Here is a 21,969-nt window from a genome sequence, read left to right as displayed (position 1 = left end):
GAAGGTCTGTAGCGCTTGGAATGGATTTCTTGAGTGCAAAGATCGCGTCACAAAAGTGTGTACAAGAGATTGGATTGACCTGATCAGTTAATTTTCCGGATTGGTATGAGTCTTATTATTCGTCTCAGAGTTTGTAGAGGCGCTTTACGTTGATCACGAGCTCTGATATTCCGACACTTATTATTAAGCTCTGCTCTCTCTAGCAGCGCTTGATTACGTAAGTTTATACTTGTGGCTATTGGTTCGTTGATTAACTTTTCCTGAGCGTCTTGAGAGCTCTATCTCCTACTAATTTGAACTGGCTGATAAAGATGCCTCGTTTCTAATAACAAGGTTTTGTTGGTCGGTAACTCTTGCTATCTCCCTCTACTTAATAGATTAATCTACAGGCAGTTACGTGAACTCCCCGGTTATAACGGTTTATAGTTGGAACGTTGATGGCTATTTAATTGTTAATTCAACGTGACTTTAAGTGGGCATCTGTCGGCGGGTAAATATCTTTAAGCGCCTTCTCTCAAGCTGATCTCCATTTGTTCTTGAACTTCAAGGTATCACTTTTCTCTATGACTCCTCTCGAACCTCTTATAAGGACTTGTTTATAAGAATGGTAAAACTACGTACAGACACAACTAAAGTCGTTCTCCGTGTGTTTGAGAAGCCCAGTTGAGCAATTTCATGGTTAGTTGGTATTGGGCAGGTAAGTGTTTGATGAGCTTGGTTTATAGCTATTGTAGAAGTTATCTAGGGTTAAATAGCAGATACAAAAAAGCCGATGCTAGACATCGGCTTAGTTTGAGTCGCTTAGAGTTAAGCGGGTTGAACTAGAGCGAGCGCTTTACGAGAAACCTCGTGAGCTGCTTTCGTTAAGTTTTGCTTCTCTAGTGCGTCAGATAGGTATCCGTAATCTGAAACATTTGAGCGAAGTGCTAGGGCTTTTTCGAAGTGGCTTTGTGCTTCCGCCCACTTCTGCTCTCTTAAGTAGAACTGAGCCAGCGCGCTGTGTGCTTCGGCATTACCACTGTCTTTACTAATTGCACGTTCTAGCATGACCACTACTGGGTGGTGATCGGATAAGTTCAGCTCTGGAAGCAACATGTAGAGTTCATTTGACCCACTCTTTGCAATGTTCTCTTTGATCACAGTGAAGGCTTCTGAGTCAGCTTTGCGAGCGATAAGTTGCTTCACAAAGCAGGATACAAGGTGCGAACTTTGTTTCTGTTTTCTTGAAAGCTTGTTCCAATGGCTGATTAAACCTTCGCTACCTTGCTGTTGTGCCACATCATGAAGTAGCCCACATTGTGCTTTCTGTTCTAATTCACGTTGCTCATCAGCTGTTAGAAGTTTGTTCTTAACTAATTTAGGCGTTAACTCTAGCAATGGCTGCCATAACTTCAGTTGCAAGTAAGTGGCTTTTAACAGGCCAAGTACAGCAGTGTTATTAGGGTATGTGCCTTTTAGGGTCGAAAGTGTATCGAATGCAGCTTCGTAGTTTGACTCGCTGATTTGCTGTTTAGCTTTAGTTAGCTCAACCGCTAGTAGAGAGTCGTCCTGTTGGCTAGCAAGCTCGATGTACTTATCTCGCTCACTTGTATTACCTTGTTCGTGTGCCGCTTGAGAAGCGACTAAATAACAAAGTAGAGGCATGTCGTGATGGTTAGCCCAACGAGTTACTTTCTTCTCAGCACCTTTCCAGTCACCTTCAAGTAGCTTGATAATGCCTTCATTGGTATAACGACGAGAACGTTTCAGCTTACGAACACTGAACCAGTTCCAAGTTGTCGAGCTTGCGTACATAAGCTTTTTAAATAGGTACTCTAAGCCGAATAGAGCCGCTAGAAGAGCAATGACAAAGATAACCAGTGTTGTCACGCTCATCTCAATAGTCTTATTCGCAATTGAGATCAGAACGTAGCCTTGTTGACCAGAGAACTGAGTACCAACAATTAACCCAGCACCTAGAACGAGAAAAAGAAAAATCCAACGAATCATTATTTTTCCTCCGTGGTCATAACGGTGACTTCACGACGTAGGCGCTCACGTATCACATCTGACAACTCATTTTGAGATTCAAGCTTTACAGGGTATTTCACAGAGATGTTCTGTTCACTTAGCTGTTTAATCGCTTTCTCAAATTCAATCACTGAGTTGTTATCTTGGTTTAGATACGCTTTCGACCACTCGCTAGCGGTATTAAGAGCTGCGCTATAGAGTTCACCTTGTTCTTTGTAGACGGCGCGAATCGCGGTTTCTAATTTACCTTTGATGTTTTCACGCAGGTAGAAGTGTTGTTCAGGAGAGAGTAGAGGGATAACTTCGCCATCACGACTACGGAAGGTAATGAAGTTTTCTGAGAAGTCTTTCATCGACGTCATCAGGTTGTTCTGCCAATCATTAATATCTTGCGATACCGCTTTTTTCTCAACAACCGCAGCTTCCGGAAGAATCGCATTGGCAAGCGGCAGTGTATCGACTTGCTGTTGCAAGCTTGTGATACGCAGAACTAAGCCGTCACGGTCGATCAGAGGAATAGTGCGAAGCTTGGTAATGTCATTGGTCATTGATTGACGCAGTGACACTAAGCTCGGGTCATTCAGTGCTGCGATACGTTGATCGGCGCTTTCCATTAACTTGGTTGCGCTAACGGCATCATGCTCGAGGAACAGTTTACGTCCTGCTAGTTTCACAAGGTAATCGGCTTCGGCAAGTAACCAGTCATTCGGGCGGCGACCTTTCACGTCAGCCACTGCTAACTGCAGGCTTTGAATGCTCTTCTGCTGTTGAGATTGCACGACCTGAGTTTTCTCCACCGCGTGTGAGGCTTCTTGGATAGTCTCTTGCTTGATGGTTTGTAGGTCTTTATTTACCGCAGATTGGGTATTTTGAAGTTGTGCTTGAAGAGCGGCTATTTGAGCCGAGTATTCAGCGCTCTTTTGCTGCATTTGAAATGCGATACCGCCACTGAAGATAATTGAAATAGCGATCGCAATAGCGCCTAGTTTGACACCGCGCTTACCTTGCTTTTCTGCTTTCTCTATTTGCTCTTTATGCTCAGCTTGAGGCTGCTCATTTTTAGCGGTATTTGAAGCAGAGGCATCAAGCTTCTGTTCAGGTTGTTTTGTCTCTGTAGAGTCAGCTTTTTCGTTTTCAACAACTACTGGCTGAGTATCTTGTTTCTTTTCAGGTTCAATATGCTCATTATTTTTTTTGCTTGTCATGCTTATTTCCTGTTTCTAGCTAGGGCCGGAGAGCAGCCAGTAATATTTGGTTCGTAGCACTGTGAGTATTGGTCACATTCGAGAAGCCGAGTTGTTGTGCTCGTTCTACAATGCGCTGGCTTGGGACAAATAGATGTCTTGTTGAAAGCCAAGCCAAATACTCATCAGGGGTAATTGAGCAGAGATACTCCAATTGTTCCTGACTAGTGATGACAACTTTGGACGTTTTTTTGTTTATCCATGTTTGATAGGTATTGTGGTCGCTAATAGGAATATATTCTCTACGGTAGGTCTCACAATAAGAGACTTGTGCACCTCGATTGAGTAGAGAATCCCTAATGAGCTCACGCCCACCATTGCCACGTAGTATCAAAATGGACTTATTTTCTACGCCATTAAGTTCAGTAAGTTTAAGAAGATGTTCACTATCACTAACTTGAGGATAGTTTACTTTTTGTTTACAGACTTTGCTTAAAACGTGCGCAGTTTTTTGACCAACGCCAAGATAAAGCGGCGAAGTAGGCCAAATGGATGAGGTTTTTGAAAGGATGCTTTGGGCAGCCGCCACGGCGTGGTGACTGACTGCAATAATGATATCGCTGTTATTAAGCTGGGTGCTTAAATCCGCAGAGTTGGGATTATCCACGATACGAATCAGCGGATGATGGATTGCTTGAACCCCTTCATCCGCTAGTTGTTGGCAAAGCGATTGTCCCTCTGAACCGGGACGAGTCACCAACACTGTCATGATTATTCTTGGTCAACGTAGAGCTTGGTTAAGATTTCTCTCGCGCCATCATCCAGCAATTGATTTGCCAGAGTCACACCAAGTGCTTCTGCATCTTTGCGAGGGCCAGAGATCTCACCACGAACCATCTTAGAACCGTCCGGTTCACCAACTAATGCACGTAGCCAGATGTTTTCGCCATCTAATAATGAGTAGCTGCCGATAGGAACCTGACAGCCACCTTCTAGGGTAAGGTTCATTGCACGTTCGCACAGTACACGATCAGCCGTGTCTTTATGATTCAGTGGTTCAAGGAGTTTAATCAGACGCTCGTCATCAAGGCGACACTCAATACCAACAGCGCCTTGGCCAACAGCAGGGAGAGACTGCTCTGGTTCGATGAAGCTACGAATACGCTCTTCTAGCTCTAGACGTTTAAGACCTGCAGCAGCCAGTACGATCGCATCGTATTGACCATCATCGAGTTTACCTAGACGAGTACCAACGTTGCCGCGCAGCTCTTTGATGATCAGATCTGGGCGGTATTCTAACAGTTGGCATTGGCGACGCAGACTGCACGTACCCACGACAGCACCTTGTGGGAGTTCGTCGATGTTGTTGTAAGTGTTTGATACGAAAGCGTCACGCGGATCTTCGCGCTCACAAATTGTTACCAGACCTAGACCTTCAGGGAAGTCGACAGGTACATCTTTCATTGAGTGAACCGCTAGGTCAGCACGACCTTCTAGCATGGCTACTTCAAGTTCTTTAACGAACAGTCCTTTACCACCCACTTTAGCAAGCGGAGTGTCTAGGATGATGTCACCTTTGGTCACCATAGTTACCAACTCAACCTCTAAACCAGGGTGAGCAGCTTGCAGTGCATCCCTTACAAAGTATGCCTGCCAAAGGGCAAGAGGGCTTTTTCTGGTCGCGATACGGATTGGTGCTGAATTTGTCATGGTGTTTCCGATATAGGTTCTGTAATAGCCTAATCCTACCATTATGAGGCGAGAATTCTTACTGTTTGATCATTCCATACTTTGATAGCTGAGAGATTTTCATGAGTTCACCAAAATAGTGTGATTAGTATCTCATTTGAAACATGGGCTATTATTAGAAATAGTCAATAAAGAGGACACTACGGCGCCGTGAGTTTAACTTTCTGTCATCAAGGAATTGACCAGTATGACGGGTTCCTTTGCTTTACCATTAAGGGTAAAAGTGTTAAATTGATCACGTTTTGTTGCTCCTTTCGTTCAGTAACTAAACAGAACTGCACTTAACCTCAAACCAAGGACTTACCTTGCAGGCTTACACTCAAACTTTGATTCAACGATTAGACAATCTAAATCAGCAGCGCATTGATCGTGCGTTGGCGTTGATGAATGTGCAAGGCCAGCGAGTATTCAACCTTATTCCCGCACTGCTTCACTTCAATCACCCGATGATGCCTGGTTATTATGACCAACAAGTTCCTTTTGGAATTCGTAGCTTCACGCTTAATGAATTCCAAAAGCAATTTGTCTCTGATACCGAATTAACGCTGGGTGGCAAACTCACCGAGACGGATGAACCAGCAATCCTTGGCTTGTACACCATGGGTAGTACTTCTTCTATTGGTCAAAGCACTTCAAGTGATCTTGATATCTGGGTGTGTGTTTCCCCGGATATGGATGGCGCCTCTCGCGATAGCCTAACCAACAAGTGTCTCTTGATTACCGATTGGGCTGAAACCTTGGGAGTAGAAGCGAACTTCTTCTTGATGGATGAAGAGCGTTTCCGTTCGAACCATTCAGAAGAGATGACCGGCGATAACTGTGGTTCTTCACAGCACTTATTATTGCTTGATGAGTTTTATCGCTCTGCGGTTCGTTTGGCTGGTCAGCGTTTGTTGTGGCAAATCATTCCGCCAGAAATGGAAGAGTGTTACGACGAGTATGTTCAAGGTTTGTGTCAGGATGGCTATCTTGATTGCTCGCAGTGGATCGATTTCGGCAAGCTGAATCGCATTCCCGCTGAAGAGTACTTTGGTTCAAACCTGTGGCAGCTCTATAAGAGTATCGACTCACCGTATAAATCGGTTTTGAAGGCGATCCTGTTAGAAGCCTATTCATGGGAATACCCAAACACCCAACTGCTGAGTATTGATACCAAGCGTCGCTTCTTCGCGGATGAACCGGATCTGTATGGCATGGATAGTTACTATCTGATGCTTGAGAAGGTAACGCGCTACCTAGAGCGTATTAACGACCATACTCGATTGGACTTGGTGAGGCGCTGTTTCTACCTTAAGACCCACGAGAAGTTGTCACGAGATGCGGGCATTGGTTCTGTTGCGTGGCGTCGTGAAGCCTTAACTGAGATGACTAAATCTTGGAATTGGGGACATGAAACCATTGCTGAGCTTGATAACCGCCGTAACTGGAAGGTTGAGCAAGTTAAAGTGGTACACCATGCACTGCTTGATGCCTTGATGCTGAGCTACCGCAATCTGATTCAATTTGCGCGTCGTAACGACATCACTTCGGCAATCAGCCCACAAGATATCAGTATCTTGGCTCGTAAGCTTTACGCTGCGTTTGAGGTGTTGCCGGGTAAAGTGACGCTATTGAACCCGCAAATCTCTCCGGACCTGCACGAACCAGATTTGAGCTTCATCGAAGTTCGTCAGGGTCAGTCGAATAAAGCCGGTTGGTACTTGTATAAGCAGCCATTGGTTGCACACCGCATTCTTGGTCAGCCTTCTCTTGAACATCATGAGTACTTGAGTAAGTTGGTAGCATGGTCGTTTTTTAATGGCTTGATTACCGAGTCGACGCGTTTGCACTCTGTGGTTCGTGACGCTCACATTGATATCGATAAGTTCTATCAAATGGTGAGCGACCTGCGTAATACGTTTTCTTTGCGTAAACGTCGCCCGAGTATGCAAGCACTGGCGAGCCCGTGTGAGATAAGCCAGTTGGCGATGTTCATCAACTTTGAAAATGATCCGACGTCTGAGTTAAGTGGTCGTGCATTAAAAGTGGATCTTAAGAACGCCGATATCTTCAGCTTTGGTGAAGAAGGTAAGAGCTTAGTCGGCAGTGTCGACTTGGTTTATCGTAACTCTTGGCATGAAGTACGTACGCTGCACTTCCAAGGTGATACGGCAATGCTGGATGCGCTGAAGACGGTACTTGGCAAAATGCACCAAGATGCGTTGCCACCAGAGTCGGTTGATGTGTTCTGTTACAGCAAAAACCTGCGTGGTGTGATGCGTAACATGGTGTATCAACTGCTTGCAGAGTGTATCGACTTACGATTGAAACCGATTGAACCCGAGAAGCGCCGCCGCTTTAAGGCTATTCGTTTAGCCAATAAGATGTTTGGCCTGTTCTTCGAGCGTCGTGGTGTGTCGGTACAAATGTTGGAAAACTCGGTCGATTTCTACCGTAGCATTTCAACCAATAAGCTGAAGGGCTCACCTTTACTGATGCTCGATAAAGAGCAAGAGTATCAGCTACCAGAAGTGGTTGATGGTTTTGCGAGTGAGGGCTTAATTCAGTTCTTCTTCGAAGATACCGACAAGGGCTTCAATATTTATGTATTGGACGAGTCGAACCAAGTTGAGGTCTACCACCAGTACAGCGGTGAAAAAGATGAGATGATCGCGAGCGTGAATTCATTCTACACGTCGGTAAAAGATGAGTCGAAGATGTCGTCTAAGTTGATTAACTTTAATCTACCTCAGTACTACCAAATCGTTCATCCTGAAGAAGGCAATTCCTACGTTGTGCCTTATCGTAACGATGCAACTTTAGCTTCTCGGAGCTCAAAGATAGTCAACATCTAGTCTTACTAAGACTGATTGATATTAAAAAAGGAGTGATTGATTCACTCCTTTTTAGTTTTGCTTACAAATGATTAGACCCAATCGATCGCTTCACCTGCGTGCTTCACGCATTCTTCTTTAACCATCTCAAACAGCTCCATGCCCGTCTTTGAACATGTCCACTTGTCGTCAACTAGCTTGAAGTGAAAGCCACCAGATTTAGACGCTAACCAGATTTCTTTCATTGGTTCTTGGCGGTTAATGATGATTTGGCTGCGGTTCTCAAACTCCAGCGTCATCACGTTACCAGTCACTTCGTAATCAATATCTGCCTCTGATTCATCGATAGCTTCTTCGATGTTTTGCATCTGTATATCGACCAGCTGATGAAATTCAGTCTCGTTCATCCTTTCTATCCTATTGCTTTTCCTGAGTGTGGTGCGATTATAGGGGGCATTGAGTTAATAATCACGATATGCAAAATGAAAAAATTAATTACTGCTCTATTTATGATGTCCGTTATTGGACTTTCTGGTTGTGGTCAAACGGGTCCTTTGTACGATCCTGATGAAGTTCAGCAAACCGAACAATCACAATAAGTGAAAACACGCAGAAATCGTTATTTATAAGGGATAAGAACTTTGGATTACTTCAACTATCAGGAAGATGGCCAGCTTTGGGCTGAGGGCGTCGCACTTTCACAACTAGCAGAGCAATATGGTACACCGCTGTATGTATATTCTCGTGCAACATTAGAACGCCACTGGAATGCGTTTGATTCATCGGTTGGTGAGCATCCGCACTTGGTGTGTTATGCCGTTAAAGCTAACTCAAACCTTGGCGTGTTGAATACTTTGGCTCGTTTGGGCTCAGGTTTCGATATCGTTTCTGGCGGTGAGCTAGAGCGTGTGGTTGCTGCCGGTGGCGATCCAGCAAAAGTTGTATTCTCTGGTGTCGGTAAAACAGCCGCTGAAATGAAGCGTGCGCTTGAGTTGAACATTAAGTGTTTCAACGTAGAGTCAGAACCAGAACTAGAGCGACTGAATAAAGTGGCTGGTGAGCTTGGTGTTAAAGCGCCGATTTCACTGCGTATCAACCCAGACGTTGATGCGAACACTCACCCTTATATCTCTACAGGTCTGCGTGATAACAAGTTTGGTATCGCTTTCGACCGTGCTCCTGCTGTTTATGAGTTTGCAAAAACACTCGATAACTTGTCTATCCATGGTATTGATTGCCACATTGGTTCTCAGTTAACGGATATCGAACCTTTCATCGATGCAACCGATCGCCTACTTGCGCTGATCGACCAGCTACGTGCTAACGGTATCAACATCAAACACCTTGATGTTGGTGGCGGCTTGGGTGTGGTTTATCGTGATGAATTACCACCACAGCCTTCTGACTACGCGAAAGCTTTATTGGCTCGCTTAGACAATCATTCTGATCTAGAGCTGATTTTCGAGCCTGGAAGAGCGATTGCTGCTAACGCTGGTGTATTATTAACGAAAGTCGAGTTCCTCAAGCCAACAGAGCACAAGAACTTTGCCATCATCGATGCAGCAATGAACGATCTAATGCGCCCAGCACTTTACCAAGCTTGGCAGGATATTGTTCCTGTGAGCCCTCGTCAGGGTGAAACTGTGACTTACGATTTGGTTGGCCCAATCTGTGAGACAGGCGATTTCCTAGGTAAAGATCGTGACCTTGTTCTTGAAGAAGGTGATCTGCTAGCAGTTCGTTCAGCGGGTGCTTATGGCTTCGCGATGTCATCTAACTACAACACTCGTTCGCGTGCGGCTGAAGTGATGGTGGATGGCGATAAAACTCACTTGGTTCGTCAGCGTGAAGAGCTTACGAGTCTGTGGGAACTTGAAAACATTCTTCCGGAGTAATTTTAAGCGTTATGCACTTCCACTTTTCTAAAATGCATGGTTTGGGCAATGATTTCATGGTCGTGGACTGCATTACTCAAAATATTTTCTTTTCTCCAGATTTGATCCGTCGCTTGGCGGATCGTCACACTGGCGTGGGCTTTGATCAGCTACTTGTGGTTGAGGCTCCCTATGATCCAGAAACTGATTTCCATTACCGCATATTCAATGCGGATGGCAGTGAAGTGGAGCAGTGTGGCAATGGTGCACGTTGTTTTGCACGATTCGTTCGCATGAAAGGCTTAACGAATAAGTACAGCATCAACGTGAGTACCAAGAAAGGTAAAATGGTTCTCAAGATTGAAGAGAATGATCTGATCACGGTGAACATGGGCATTCCTGAGTTCGAACCCGGCAAGATTCCATTCAAGGCCAAGCAGCCAGAGAAGACGTATATCCTAAGAACGGATGTACACACCTTATTCTGTGGTGCGGTAAGCATGGGTAACCCACATGTGGTTACCGTGGTTGATGACGTCGACACGGCTGATGTGGACACCTTAGGCCCACTACTTGAATCACATGAACGTTTCCCTGAGCGTGTTAATGCTGGCTTTATGCAGGTCGTTAACCGTGAAGAAGTTCGTCTACGTGTTTACGAACGCGGCGCGGGTGAAACTCAGGCATGTGGCAGCGGAGCGTGTGGCGCAGTTGCAGTGGGTATCACTCAAGGCTTACTGGCTGAGAATGTGAAGGTTCGTCTACCAGGCGGTGACTTACACATTAGCTGGCAAGGCCCGGGTAAACCTCTGTTTATGACCGGCCCTGCAACGCATGTGTTTGATGGTCAACTTTCTTGCTAATAACGACCCAAAACAAATATATTCATAAAAATAAAGGATAGGTTTTGTCTTACGTTGAAGCCGACGCACTCACCGCAGAAGTGGTCGCGGAATATTTACGTGATAACCCAGATTTTTTCCAAGACCGAAAAGATTTGGTTGATCGCCTTGCTATCAATAACGTTGAGCAGGGCGCTGTTTCTCTGGTTGAGGTTCAGCTTAAACGCCAACGTCATCGAATCGAAGAGCTTGAAGAAGAGATCACTGGCTTGATGTCGTTGGCAGCAAATAACGATAAAACCTTCTATGAGTTTATGGATCTGCAAGCGCAAGTGCTGAAATGCAGTGACTTCATGCAGGTGATAAAAGCCGTTGAACAAAAAGCGTTAGATCTTGGGCTTAAGGCTCATGTTCGTATTCTTTCGCAATCTGGCTTTTATCAGTTGAGTGCTGAGGGTTACTCTAAGTTTTCGCTTAACCATTTCAATGGCAAAGATGCTTATCTTGGACGCTTGAGAAAAGCCGACAGACACGATTTGTTTGGTGATTATCCAGTTCCAGAGCTAGGCTCTTATGTAGTACTACCGCTTGCTAAGCAGTCTCCATTGGGTTTGCTCGCCTTTTCTAGTGAAGATGGCGGACATTTCCAACCCCATATGGATACGCTCTTTTTACGCCATTTAGCACTTGTTGTCGCTCATTTGGCGGACACCTTACCTTGGCAGATAAATAATGAGCCTAGAGCCCAAAATACCTCTTCCTAACAGCCTTCAAAAGCCACTTTCTCGCTTCTATGAATATCTCCGAAGCGAGAAGGGACTCAGCCTACACACCCAACGTAATTACAAACAACAACTTGAAACCATGGCCGGTCATTTAGTCACTCTAGGGCTAAAGGATTGGGGTCAAGTCGATGCGGCGTGGGTCAGACAACTGGCCAGTAAAGGCATGCGTGAGGGAATGAAAGCGAGCAGCATTGCAACGCGCTTATCGTCACTGCGCAGCTTCTTTGATTTCCTTGTGTTGCGTGGCGAAATGACCGCCAATCCAGCCAAAGGTGTCTCTGCACCTCGCAAACAACGCCCTTTGCCTAAAAACCTCGATGTTGATGAAGTGGGTCAACTGCTTGATGTGAATGAGGACGATCCATTGTCGATTCGTGATCGAGCGATGATGGAGGTGATGTATGGTGCTGGATTACGACTGGCAGAACTGGTCGGCATCAATCTGAAAGATGTGTTGGGTCGACAAGGCGAAATCCGAGTGATTGGTAAAGGCGACAAAGAACGCAAAGCGCCTTTTTCTGGTTTAGCTAAAGAGTGGGTCGATAAATGGCTCAAAGTTCGTGGTGAATTGGCTTCACCGGGTGAAACCGCGCTGTTTGTCTCTAAGCTCGGGACTCGTATCTCTCACCGCAGCGTGCAAAAGCGCATGGAAGAGTGGGGCAAGAAGCAATCTGTCGCGAGCCACATCAGCCCGCATAAACTGCGTCACTCCTTTGCAACGCATGTGCTGGAATCGAGCCAAAATCTTCGTGCTGTGCAAGAGTTGCTTGGCCATGAAAACATCTCGACGACCCAAGTGTATACCCACTTAGATTTCCAACACTTAGCACAAGCTTATGATCAGGCTCACCCGAGAGCTCGTAAGAAGAATAAAGATTAGATTAAAGGGTTTACTATGCGAATTTATCGAGGGTTAAAGCCCATCAAAGCCATGACCTTTGACTTGGATGACACCCTGTATGACAACTGGCCTGTGATCATGAAGGTTGAGAAAGAGATGGCACAGTGGCTTTATCAAAAGCACCCAGTGTCGGCTTCTTTATCGCTTGAAGAGTGGCAGGGCATTAAGCAGCAAGTCGCATCTGAAAACCCAGCTTTGAAACATGATGTCACCGTGTGGCGTGAAACTCAGATTAAGAGTGGTTTGCTGCAATTGGGTTATTCTCTGCAGCAAGCAGAGCAAGCGGCTCGAGAGGGCATTGAGCATGCCTTGTGGTTGCGTAATCAAGTCGATGTCCCTCAAGAAACGCATCGAGTGATGACTGAACTTAGCCAACGTATTCCTCTGGTTGCGATTACCAATGGCAATGTCGATCCACACAAAATTGGCTTAGGGCTGTACTTTCAATTAATCCTTAAAGCCGGCCCTGATGGCAGAGCAAAACCCTATCCAGATATGTTTGAAAAAGCTCAGCAACACCTAGGTTGTGACGCTGAGAATATTCTTCATGTTGGCGATCACCTCAAAACGGATGTCTATGGAGCCAAGCAAAATGGCTTCCAAGCGTGCTGGTTTAATGACACTGGTTCCAATTTATACCGCTCCCCGAAGGCGAGTGTGCTCCCTGATGTTGAAATAGACCAACTTAGCGATCTTATGCGACTAATTTAATGGCTCGGTAAGCTTATTGTGTCGCATTTATGCTATTGAATTGTTACATTAGTCGCCTATAAAAGCCTGATTAGGCTAGGATAATTGGCGACTACTTTTTATCGATTCATTTCAGTCATAGCAGTGGTTGCGGGTTGTTACTTCACTCGATTTTGAACAAGGGTTGGCATGCAAACATTTACATTTCTCGCAAATACTGAGGCGTTATTTAGAGCTCAATTTGATCAGCGAGAATGGTGTGACAGCAAACAGTACCTTATTCAAATTTTCTCAGCTCAATCTTCAGATCTAGCTCGTCAAATCGCGGGTGTTGCCCTCAATCGTTTAAATAATGCGACGCTAATTGGCCAGAGTGCTCGTCATGTTATCTGTGATAATTGCCTTGAAAGTGCATGCACCTTAGTCATCATCAGTGAGTTCAACGAAACCCATCTAACCTCTGCGGTCCAGCCTTTTTCCGGCAATCCAAATCAAGACAGCCAAGACTTAGCTTTTCAGCTGCGCCTTACAGAAGAAACCAAAACGGTCATCAGCTTGTGCGATCAGGTTGAAGGGCGTGATTATCCTATTTATAGCGCTTTTGAAAATTTGCCTTACGCCTTGCCGATAGCTGGTGGACTGTGCCATGAGAATGAATTTGGCCGTTGGGTTATGTATAACGAGCAAACCTACCAGCACGCCTGTGTTGCTGTGGCTCTGACTAACCCAAGATTGAAGGTTTGGTCGGACGCGTACTCTGAGTGGAACCCGATTGGGATGAAGCTACGAGTCACACACGCAATCGGAAATCGCTTATACGCATTGAACGACAAGCCGGCTATTGAAGTATTCAAACATTACCTTGCGGATGGCAAAGACCTTCCTTTTAGTCAACTGATGAGCTTTCCACTTTATCGAGAACTTGGCAGAAAGAAGGGTATCTCGACGCCGCTACGTATTAATGATGATGGCAGTATTGAGTTTGATAGCCCTTGGCATGTCGGTGAAGAGGCGCAGTTTTGTTATAACCACCCATCGCTCACTGCAGAAAAGGTGCACCACGGTGCCGAGATGCTAGCCATGCATCAGCCTGAATCGGTGATCATTTATAACTGCGTATCTCGACTTGAATTTATCGACAGTAAACTTGAGCTCAAGCCATTTGAAGGGATAGTGAATACATGTGGTGCCTACTGCATGGGGGAGCTATACCGTAATGAAGACCGCCAAGAGATACTGCACCACAGCTTGACTTATATCGCTATGCGCGAGTCTGACGAGATTAAAGAGTTTCATTGCGAAGACTTTCAGTGTGGCTCAACCGTGTCGCCATTGCTTAACCTAGTCAGAAATGCAGTCGCTGATCTCGACAGTATGAATACTCAGATGGAAAAGAAACTCCATCAACAAGCGCGTCGCTTAACCGAAAGCTATCGCATTGACTCGCGTACTGGTTTGCCGAACCGTATCGTACTGAAAGAGCGCCTCAATACGATTCTGTTCAGTGAACATCTGCTGACCTTAAAGCTAACCAACTTCCATCAGGTTAACGAGAAGTATGGTTATCAAGTGGGGGATCAGCTGCTACTCGATCTGTCTAATCACTTTATCGAGCGATTACAGCTTCGTGTGGTTAAAGAGCCTCGCGTGAAGGTAGAGCTATTCAGTATTGGTGTTGGAGAGTGGGCGATTATCTTCAATGCTAGTGTTGGTAGTACGAAAATAAAAGAAGGTTTCGTTGAGTTCGCCGATGACATCGAACACATAAATTTTGAGCCATATGGTTTGGCTGATATTGATTACCTGTCAGTTTCTCTGTGTGGCGGCTTTGCTAGTCGTTGTGACTTCTTAACCGACAGTGGTGACCAGATCTTATTGAAAGCGATCGAAGCTCGACGCTATGGAGTACGTAACAATACCCACATCACCAATGCTAAAGACATTCAGGTGAGTGAAGAGGACCGCAAAGAGCAACTCGGTTGGTTGAGTTGTGTAAGTCGTGCGATTCTAGATCAGAACATCATCACTTATTCCCAGCCAATTGTGGAGTCGGTTACGCACGAAATGATTGGCCAAGAGTGCTTGGTCAGAATCATGGAGTCAGACGGTACCATTGTGCCACCAGGTAAGTTCTTACCTATCATTGCCGACACGCACCTTTACACTCGCCTCAGCCGACACATGATTAAGAACACCATAGGTTATATGGCGGATAAGCAAAGCCCATTTTCTATCAACCTATCCCCGCAAGATTTGTTGAGCGACAAGACGCTTGAGGTGCTCGAGACCGCCATCAGTGCTATGAACGATCCCACTCGACTTGGCCTAGAGGTTCTCGAGTCTGAGCAGATTAAAGATTATGGTCGCATGATTGAGGTGTGTGATCACTTCCGTGCTCTCGGGGCGAGAATCATTGTTGATGACTTTGGCTCTGGTTACTCCAACATCGAGGAAATCATTAAGCTTGAGCCACAGATCATTAAGCTCGACGGTAGCTTGATTCGTAATATCGACAAAGATCAAAAACAAAGAAACATAGCCTCTCAGTTGATTCGTTTGTGCCAAGTGTTCAATGCCAAAACGGTCGCTGAATTTGTCCATAACCAACAGGTTTGTGAGATAGCAGAGCAAATGGGTGTCGATTATCTGCAGGGTTACTACTTCGGTGAGCCTAAGCGACTGTTTTAGCAGTTAAAGCTTCCCGCATTGTGTAACGACTGGCTATAAAAGTACTGCGCCGCCATTAATGACTGCTTTTTGGCGGAATGAATGATGTCTAACTAAGGTCACATTATTCATAACGCGATCGCAAGTATTCCGTGCAAGCCTTATCTATAATAAGCACAATAATAAATCATTAACGTAACGATTAATGTGAATATGCAGTCGACTTCTCTCCTGATACAAGACATTGAGCAAACCCAACGTGAATTGGAAAAGATAGATTTTCATCAACATGAAAGCCTACTGATTCAGGTGTTTTCGTCTTTCGAGAAAGGTTCTGTTTTGGCTGCCTGCCAAGTGATTCAATCGACTTTTCCCAATGCCAAATTGATTGGTTGCAGTGCTAACCACTACATTAGTCAAGGTGTCATCCTGCACCAAGGTCTTTATCTGATTGTTACCCGCTTTGACGCGACGTCTTACTCTTGTGGTGTTGTCGAATATAGCGAACAACCATTGCTCGATAGCCACGCTATGTGGCAACAGCTTGAGTGCAATGATAATACTCAAAGCATCATCTGTTTCGCAGACCGCTTGCAGATAAATAACCGAGATCTATTTTCAGCGTTTGAGCAGTCGATGTATTCATTACCGATCTGTGGCGGTGCATCGACCATCACAGATAATGGGCGATGGGTGATGTTAGACGGCATTTGCTATGAAAATGCCTATGTGATGTTGGCGCTGCACAGTGTTGAGCTCTCCATCGCTAAGGGTTACTACACTGAATGGAATCCGATTGGTCGAACTTTTCGAGTGACAGGTGCTCAAGAGAACCGGTTGTTGGAACTGGATGGGATGCCTGTTCGCGAACTCTACAATCATTACCTCGCTGATGGCCTCGAAGTGCCTTTTGAGCAACTGCATAACTTTCCCTTGATGGTCGGTGACCCGAAAGAGCAAAACATTCACTTACCGCTCAAGGTAACGGAAAGTGGAGAGATAGAATTCAGCGGCCTGTTCCAAGTGGGCGATGAGGTCCGGTTTTGTTATGACCATCCATCACTGACCTTAGAGCAGATACGACTGGGCGTGCAGCAGATCGCCTCTCATAGGCCAGAACAGTTCTTCATTTATAACTGTACATCTCGTATCGACTTTATTGATGGCAACCAAGAGGTTGAGGTTTTCCAAAAATTGGCCGACAGCTATGGCGTTTACTGCATGGGAGAACTTTATCAAGAGAATGGCCAACAGCGAATCTTGCACCATAGCCTCACTTATCTTGCGCTTAGAGAAGGCGAGGGTAAGGCGGTATTGCCATTAGAGACGCAACCCGCGACCAACATATCCCCTCTGTTTTCATTGATCCGAAATGCACTGCTTGATGTCGATGACATGAACAACAGCATGGCGAGTAAGATTCAGCAGCAAGCCACTGCATTGACGGCAAGCTATCGAATTGATCACCGTACAGGTTTACCCAATCGAAGTGTGCTGCGTGAGAAACTGTCGAAGATGAGCAGTGATAGCCACTTACTAGCTTTGAAGGTCACGACCTTTGGTCAGATCAATGAGAAGTATGGTTATCGAGTAGGTGACAAGCTTCTGCATGATTTGAGTGAGTACTTTCAAAAGGCGCTGTGGCAGTTCTTTGATGAGGGCTGTCAGCTCTACAGTATCGGTATTGGTGAGTGGGCGGTGGTGTTTGATAGTTGGGCGAGCCAAGAACATATTCATCAGCGATTCTCGGAATTTGCCGATCAAACCGAGCATGTGAATTTTGAGCCTACCGGTTTACCCGATATTGATTACTTGTCGGTGTCTATCTGTGCGGGTATCGCCAGCCGTCGAGATTTCCCGACTACCTCTATTGATTACTTATTGTTGAAGGCGATTGATGCGAGGCGCAGCGCTGTCAGCCAGAACAAGCACCTAGTGAGCGCCAAGGCACTCATTCAATTGGAGAAGCATCGCCAAGAGCAACTTGGTTGGCTGTCGTGCGTGAGTCGCGCGGTGCTTAATCAGAATATTGTGGCGTGCTCTCAGCCCATAGTTTCAGCACACAGTCATCAGGTAGAGAGCTACGAGTGTTTGGTTCGAATTGAAGAGGACGGTCAGTTAATTGCACCGGGTAAGTTCTTGCCAATCATTGAAGGAACCCATCTCTATACACGCCTCAGTCGTCAGATGATAACGCGCACCTTGGATTTTATGAGTCAGCGAACCGATTCGTTCTCAATTAATTTAGCGCCACAAGATTTCAGCAATGAGAAAACCATTCTTCACCTTGAACAAGCGATCAAGAAAATCAGTCACCCACAGCGTATTGGCTTGGAGGTGTTAGAAACGGAACAAATTCAGGATTACGGTCGCTTGATTGAGGTGTGTAATCACTTCCGCGATCTTGGTGTGAATATTATTGTTGATGACTTTGGTTCGGGTTATTCGAACATTGATGAGATATTGAAGCTAGAACCACAGGTGATCAAGCTTGATGGCAGTTTGATTCGCAATATTGATAAAGATAAAAAGCAGCGCAAGATCGCTCAGCAGTTGGTGAGCTTATGCCAGATTCTGAATGCTAAGACGGTGGCGGAGTTCGTTCATAATGAGCAGGTGTGCCGTATTGCTGAAGACATGGGGGTCGATTACTTGCAAGGGTATTACTTTGGTCAACCTCAGCGTTTGTTTTGATGGAGCGAGCGTTTCACGTGAAACACTGGTTGGCTCAATAACGAAAATACGATGTAAAAAGGGTGAGCTTATGGCTCCCCCTTTTTGTTTTTAGTGTCTGTCTCGTCCCGAAATGTGTTTTTACCTTCCCGCGCGCCTGCTTGGTCTATTTGAGGGCGTGGCCACACTTGTCGGCGTGGAACACTTTTAGATAATGCTGGTAGTAGTCATCAATGAGCTTGGCAGATTCACTTTCACCTAAAGATTTGAGTAACTCAATACCCACTTCACAAGTACACAAGTGGCCACTGTCTTGGTTGCGGCGCAAGGTGTATGAAGATTCGCTGGTAATATCGAGGTGAACTTGCGGAACGGCTTGTAACCACGAGCTCTTGTTAAGCATCTTCTTCGCTTCTTGCCATGTGCCATCCAAGATGATGAATAGCGGCTTACGGCTCTGGGCTTGGGTCATTACAGCTTGCTGGCACTCGACACTTTGATCACTTGGGAATAAAAGAAACGGTTGTCGTGTTTCATCGTCAAGCAGTGCGATGAGCTCCGCTGGTGGTGTTTTCCTTTGCCATACAATGGACTGACACTGATCAAGGGATTGCTGAAGCAGCTTCCCTGTATTGGTATCGCGTGACAGTTCATTCTCATGAGTGAGCAGTACAAGATCGATTTGGCTTGCGACACTAGGTATCAGGTGACAAATACATTGGTGAGTGAAGCTACAACCATGGCAAGCTTGTTGGTTACTCATGTTTACAACTTAACTCCACTTTGTGCGGGTGAGATACCATCAGCAAACAAAACCACGTCGCTGATATCAGCATCATCTGCAACTGGAGCGACACTTGGGTTTAGCGGGTAGCTGACACCAGAGTATGAAAGTGTGTGTTTCGCCGGTGTTGCACCGCCGCCACTGACATTGAAGATCAGATCCTGCCAGCCGTGGTTTTGCGATTTACCTAAGCGTATGTCGCCCTTAACCAGTGTCACTCGGCTATTGAAGCGCCAGTTATCTTGATGGTTTTCGAAAATTAGCAGTGTACAGCCACCAGAACCACACCAATCGAGTTGGGCGAACAGCTCTTCTTTACCGTCGCCGTTGAGGTCGTAGGTTAACCAGCGGTATTTAGTGTCGTCAGGTGAGCTGTTGTTGATCTTAAAGTATTCGCGGATCGCTTGGTCGACTTTTGGATCAAGTTGATCGCTGGAGTTCACCTGCTTTGCGGTTAGATCAACGTTAGTGGTGGTGTTTACTTGTGCTTGCGCACTCTTAGCTTCGAATAGCACCAGACCGCCATTGGCAATCGGATACACCACGTTGCCCACTTTCTCTTTTTCAGCGATTAGCTTGCCATTCTCGAGTGTGAAGATGCGCTCGGAGATCAAATATTGTTGCTGGTGGCGAGTCATAACCACTTGTACCTGATTTTGGTTCAGTTGCTGCCAGAAGCCTTGTTCAACAATAGAAGGGTCTCCATTGCTGTATGAATAAGTCGTGATAGCACTGTGGTCATTGTTGAGTTCAAGGTTGATAGAGAACCCTGAGTTTTGCGTTGAGCTAGCGAAGTAGAGTCCGCTCCAGTCCAGCGTTGGATCTTGGTTAGAGACCGTCGCACAGCCATTGTAGTTACTGTCATTGAGGTTAAGCTTGGCATGCCATCCATAGATAGAATCGCTCATGCCGTCGCTACAGCTCTCTTTCGTAAGGTTGAGTTTGCCTTGTGCAGCTTTACCTTCTAATTGGTAGTCACGGCTGCTCGATGTGGTGCGGCTTGATTCAATATCGAGGGTCTGTGGCTGTTCGCCCATCTTGGTGTATTTCAGCTGGTCTTTATCGAAGGTTGCTGACCAGAAGGGTTCATTACCAAATACTCGTGTTGAGCGCAGCGGTTGGACGCAGCGATCTGGGTTCTCTGCGGTTAGGATGTTCACTTGGTCAACCACGAAACGCGCTGTGAAATCTGCGTTATAACCCGTTTGGCTCGGCACGGTTAGGTGACCAATCAGCTCGCCATATAAGGCTTGGTAAGGTCTCGTTGAGAGCCCTTGTGCTTCTAACGCTAACTCTGGAGATAAGTCTAACCAGTATTGTTGTTGGCTACCGCAAGGAGTGAAGGTTCGGCTTTCATGGCCAACCACCACCTGACCACGCATGATGAAGGTTTGCGGTTGAATGCTCAGTGGCTCATCCAAGTTTGCTGGGGGCTGTTCAGGTTGTTGCGGCGTATCAGGTGCCGTAACACAGCCTTGTAGAGCGAACGCGACTAGCCATGTCACTGGGTTTTTCATTACCTTCATGTTATATCTTCCTCGGAGCAACCGTTAATTGGATTTATTATGGCATATTGGTTATTTAAAACAGAACCCGACACCTTCTCTATTCAGACTCTTAGAGTACAAAAAACCTCTTGTTGGGAGGGTGTACGCAACTATCAGGCTCGAAACATGATGCGTGATGACGTCAAGCTTGGCGATCTGGTGATGATATACCACTCATCATGTAAAAAAGTTGGCGTAGCGGGGATCGCTAAAGTAACCAGAGAAGCCTACCCAGACCACTTTCAGTTCGACCCTGAGAGTGATTACTACGATCCTAAGTCTTCACCCGATAACCCACGCTGGATCATGGTGGATGTCGAGTTTGTGCGAGTGACTGAGCGCTTGATTCCTTTGGTTACGCTTAAAGCCATGCCTGAACTCTCCGAAATGCCCTTGGTGAAACGCGGTAATCGCTTATCGATCATGCCGGTTACCGAACAAGAGTGGCAGGCAATCTTAAGCAAAGAAGTGTTAGGTTCTCGATAGCGTTAGAGAGAGCTTTTTACGTAAGGTTCAAAAAAGGCAGCCAGTTGGCTGCCTTTTTATTTATTCAGATCTGTTCAACGAGCGAGATTAGAGCAGATGCTTTTCTAGGTAGTGAGCAACGGCATCGTCTGCGTTACTGCCAATCACTTCATTGTCAGGTAGTGCTTTCATCACTTTCTCATGTGATGTACCCATGATTAGACCTTTACCCGCCATAGCCAGCATTTCAGCGTCGTTCATGCCATCACCAAAGGCAACACAGTTATCCAGAGTCAGGTTTAGTGATTTTGCAACAGCGTCTAGAGCGTGGCCTTTAGAGACTTCAGCTGCCATCACTTCCAGACACCAAGGTGTAGAGAAGGCGATGTTCAGTTTGTCGCCAAAAGCATCTCTTAGCTTTTGTTCAAACGTGACGAGATATTCGTGGTCTTGTTCTGGATGTGTGAAGAAGACTTTCGCGATGCCTTCGCTTGGTGCGTTTTCAGCTTCAAAGCGCTTGTAGCTAAAGCCAGACTCACTGTGGAATTTAGCCAACATTTCATCTTCACGGTCTAGTAACCAATCTTCATTCTGGTACATGTGAATAAAGAGGTTTGGATCTTGGCGCACAATATCAATAACTGGCTGAACGAGTTCCTGAGGTACGTTCTGGCTATACATCAGTTGATCGTTTTGGTCATGCACGCGTGCACCGTTTGAAGTGATCATGTACGCCGGAATACCTGCTATCTGACGAATACCCGCCACATCGACGTGGTGACGACCCGTAGCGAAGATGAAGGTATAACCTTGGTCGTGTAATTTCTTAAGCGTTAGCTTGGTAAAGTCGCTTAGCTGATGGTTGGGAGCCAAAAGCGTACCATCTAAATCAGAAGCAACAATTTTCACGGAATCTTTTAGTGCAGGAATACTCATTTAACCCTCATTGCAAAATGCTTAACCAATATTGACGCTAGCTAGCGCT

18 protein-coding genes are annotated in these 21,969 nt (G+C 45.8%); 10 read left to right on the top strand and 8 right to left on the bottom strand.

Features of this window, described 5'->3' with window-relative positions:
- Window positions 1-807 precede the first annotated feature (807 nt).
- From AB6D93_RS20605 to hemC, 4 genes are read right to left on the bottom strand one after another with little or no spacing between them, the layout of a single operon-like run.
- Entirely contained in the window at window positions 808-1,989 is a 1,182-nt protein-coding gene (locus tag AB6D93_RS20605; protein WP_017061005.1) for a heme biosynthesis protein HemY, read from the bottom strand.
- Complete coding sequence (locus tag AB6D93_RS20600; RefSeq protein ID WP_017061006.1) at window positions 1,989-3,215, bottom strand: uroporphyrinogen-III C-methyltransferase; 1,227 nt, start codon at window positions 3,213-3,215, stop codon at window positions 1,989-1,991. Before AB6D93_RS20600 ends, AB6D93_RS20605 begins: the two co-directional genes overlap by 1 nt.
- Window positions 3,216-3,234: 19 nt before the next feature.
- Window positions 3,235-3,963 (bottom strand): uroporphyrinogen-III synthase, encoded by a 729-nt coding sequence (locus tag AB6D93_RS20595; protein ID WP_017061007.1) that lies wholly within the window; start codon window positions 3,961-3,963, stop codon window positions 3,235-3,237.
- A gap of 2 nt (window positions 3,964-3,965) precedes the next feature.
- Window positions 3,966-4,904 carry a hydroxymethylbilane synthase gene (gene hemC, locus AB6D93_RS20590; RefSeq protein ID WP_017061008.1) on the bottom strand — a complete coding sequence of 313 codons (939 nt, stop codon included), beginning with the start codon at window positions 4,902-4,904 and terminating at the stop codon, window positions 3,966-3,968.
- A gap of 344 nt (window positions 4,905-5,248) precedes the next feature.
- Between hemC and AB6D93_RS20585 the strand changes: the two genes are divergently transcribed.
- Entirely contained in the window at window positions 5,249-7,777 is a 2,529-nt protein-coding gene (locus AB6D93_RS20585; RefSeq protein ID WP_017066755.1) for a class I adenylate cyclase, read from the top strand.
- Between the two features lie 71 nt (window positions 7,778-7,848).
- Here AB6D93_RS20585 and cyaY read toward each other — a convergent pair whose 3' ends face one another.
- Complete coding sequence (cyaY, locus tag AB6D93_RS20580) at window positions 7,849-8,163, bottom strand: iron donor protein CyaY (RefSeq protein ID WP_017061010.1); 315 nt, start codon at window positions 8,161-8,163, stop codon at window positions 7,849-7,851.
- A 75-nt stretch (window positions 8,164-8,238) separates the two neighbouring features.
- On the opposite strand from cyaY, the gene lptM reads away from it, so the two are divergent.
- The 8 genes from lptM to AB6D93_RS20540 all read left to right on the top strand — a co-directional run bounded on the left by lptM (window position 8,239) and on the right by AB6D93_RS20540 (window position 18,209).
- On the top strand, window positions 8,239-8,355 hold the full coding sequence (gene lptM / locus AB6D93_RS24150) for an LPS translocon maturation chaperone LptM (protein WP_017068592.1): 117 nt from the start codon (window positions 8,239-8,241) through the stop codon (window positions 8,353-8,355).
- Between the two features lie 42 nt (window positions 8,356-8,397).
- Complete coding sequence (gene lysA / locus AB6D93_RS20570; protein ID WP_102332794.1) at window positions 8,398-9,651, top strand: diaminopimelate decarboxylase; 1,254 nt, start codon at window positions 8,398-8,400, stop codon at window positions 9,649-9,651.
- An 11-nt stretch (window positions 9,652-9,662) separates the two neighbouring features.
- The gene (gene dapF / locus AB6D93_RS20565; protein WP_017061013.1) at window positions 9,663-10,493 is read left to right on the top strand and encodes a diaminopimelate epimerase; all 831 of its coding nucleotides are present in this window, start codon (window positions 9,663-9,665) and stop codon (window positions 10,491-10,493) included.
- 44 nt (window positions 10,494-10,537) lie between these two features.
- Window positions 10,538-11,236: a DUF484 family protein gene (locus AB6D93_RS20560; protein ID WP_017061014.1), complete on the top strand. Its 699-nt coding sequence runs from the start codon at window positions 10,538-10,540 to the stop codon at window positions 11,234-11,236.
- A complete protein-coding gene (gene xerC / locus AB6D93_RS20555; RefSeq protein ID WP_017061015.1) occupies window positions 11,205-12,137 on the top strand; it encodes a tyrosine recombinase XerC in 933 nt (310 codons plus the stop codon). Before AB6D93_RS20560 ends, xerC begins: the two co-directional genes overlap by 32 nt.
- Window positions 12,138-12,152: 15 nt before the next feature.
- Window positions 12,153-12,869: a 5-amino-6-(5-phospho-D-ribitylamino)uracil phosphatase YigB gene (yigB, locus tag AB6D93_RS20550; RefSeq protein WP_017068593.1), complete on the top strand. Its 717-nt coding sequence runs from the start codon at window positions 12,153-12,155 to the stop codon at window positions 12,867-12,869.
- Window positions 12,870-13,037: 168 nt separating this feature from the next.
- Entirely contained in the window at window positions 13,038-15,536 is a 2,499-nt protein-coding gene (locus tag AB6D93_RS20545; protein ID WP_017061017.1) for an EAL domain-containing protein, read from the top strand.
- Between the two features lie 192 nt (window positions 15,537-15,728).
- The gene (locus AB6D93_RS20540) at window positions 15,729-18,209 is read left to right on the top strand and encodes an EAL domain-containing protein (RefSeq protein WP_372159189.1); all 2,481 of its coding nucleotides are present in this window, start codon (window positions 15,729-15,731) and stop codon (window positions 18,207-18,209) included.
- 145 nt (window positions 18,210-18,354) lie between these two features.
- On the opposite strand, the gene AB6D93_RS20535 is transcribed toward AB6D93_RS20540, so the two are convergent.
- Window positions 18,355-18,951, bottom strand: coding sequence for a tRNA-uridine aminocarboxypropyltransferase (locus AB6D93_RS20535; protein WP_017061019.1), 597 nt, complete (start codon window positions 18,949-18,951; stop codon window positions 18,355-18,357).
- 2 nt (window positions 18,952-18,953) lie between these two features.
- Entirely contained in the window at window positions 18,954-20,498 is a 1,545-nt protein-coding gene (locus AB6D93_RS20530) for a COG3650 family protein (protein ID WP_102332796.1), read from the bottom strand.
- A gap of 39 nt (window positions 20,499-20,537) precedes the next feature.
- On the opposite strand from AB6D93_RS20530, the gene AB6D93_RS20525 reads away from it, so the two are divergent.
- The gene (locus AB6D93_RS20525; RefSeq protein WP_017061021.1) at window positions 20,538-21,005 is read left to right on the top strand and encodes an EVE domain-containing protein; all 468 of its coding nucleotides are present in this window, start codon (window positions 20,538-20,540) and stop codon (window positions 21,003-21,005) included.
- Between the two features lie 87 nt (window positions 21,006-21,092).
- On the opposite strand, the gene AB6D93_RS20520 is transcribed toward AB6D93_RS20525, so the two are convergent.
- On the bottom strand, window positions 21,093-21,920 hold the full coding sequence (locus AB6D93_RS20520) for a Cof-type HAD-IIB family hydrolase (RefSeq protein WP_017061022.1): 828 nt from the start codon (window positions 21,918-21,920) through the stop codon (window positions 21,093-21,095).
- Window positions 21,921-21,969 lie beyond the last annotated feature (49 nt).

This window comes from Vibrio sp. 10N.247.310.23, assembly GCF_041467155.1.
In the GTDB taxonomy this organism is placed as follows: Bacteria; Pseudomonadota; Gammaproteobacteria; order Enterobacterales; family Vibrionaceae; genus Vibrio; species Vibrio crassostreae_C.
Note: the sequence above shows the minus strand (reverse complement) of the source record. Positions and strands in the feature narration are given on the sequence as shown.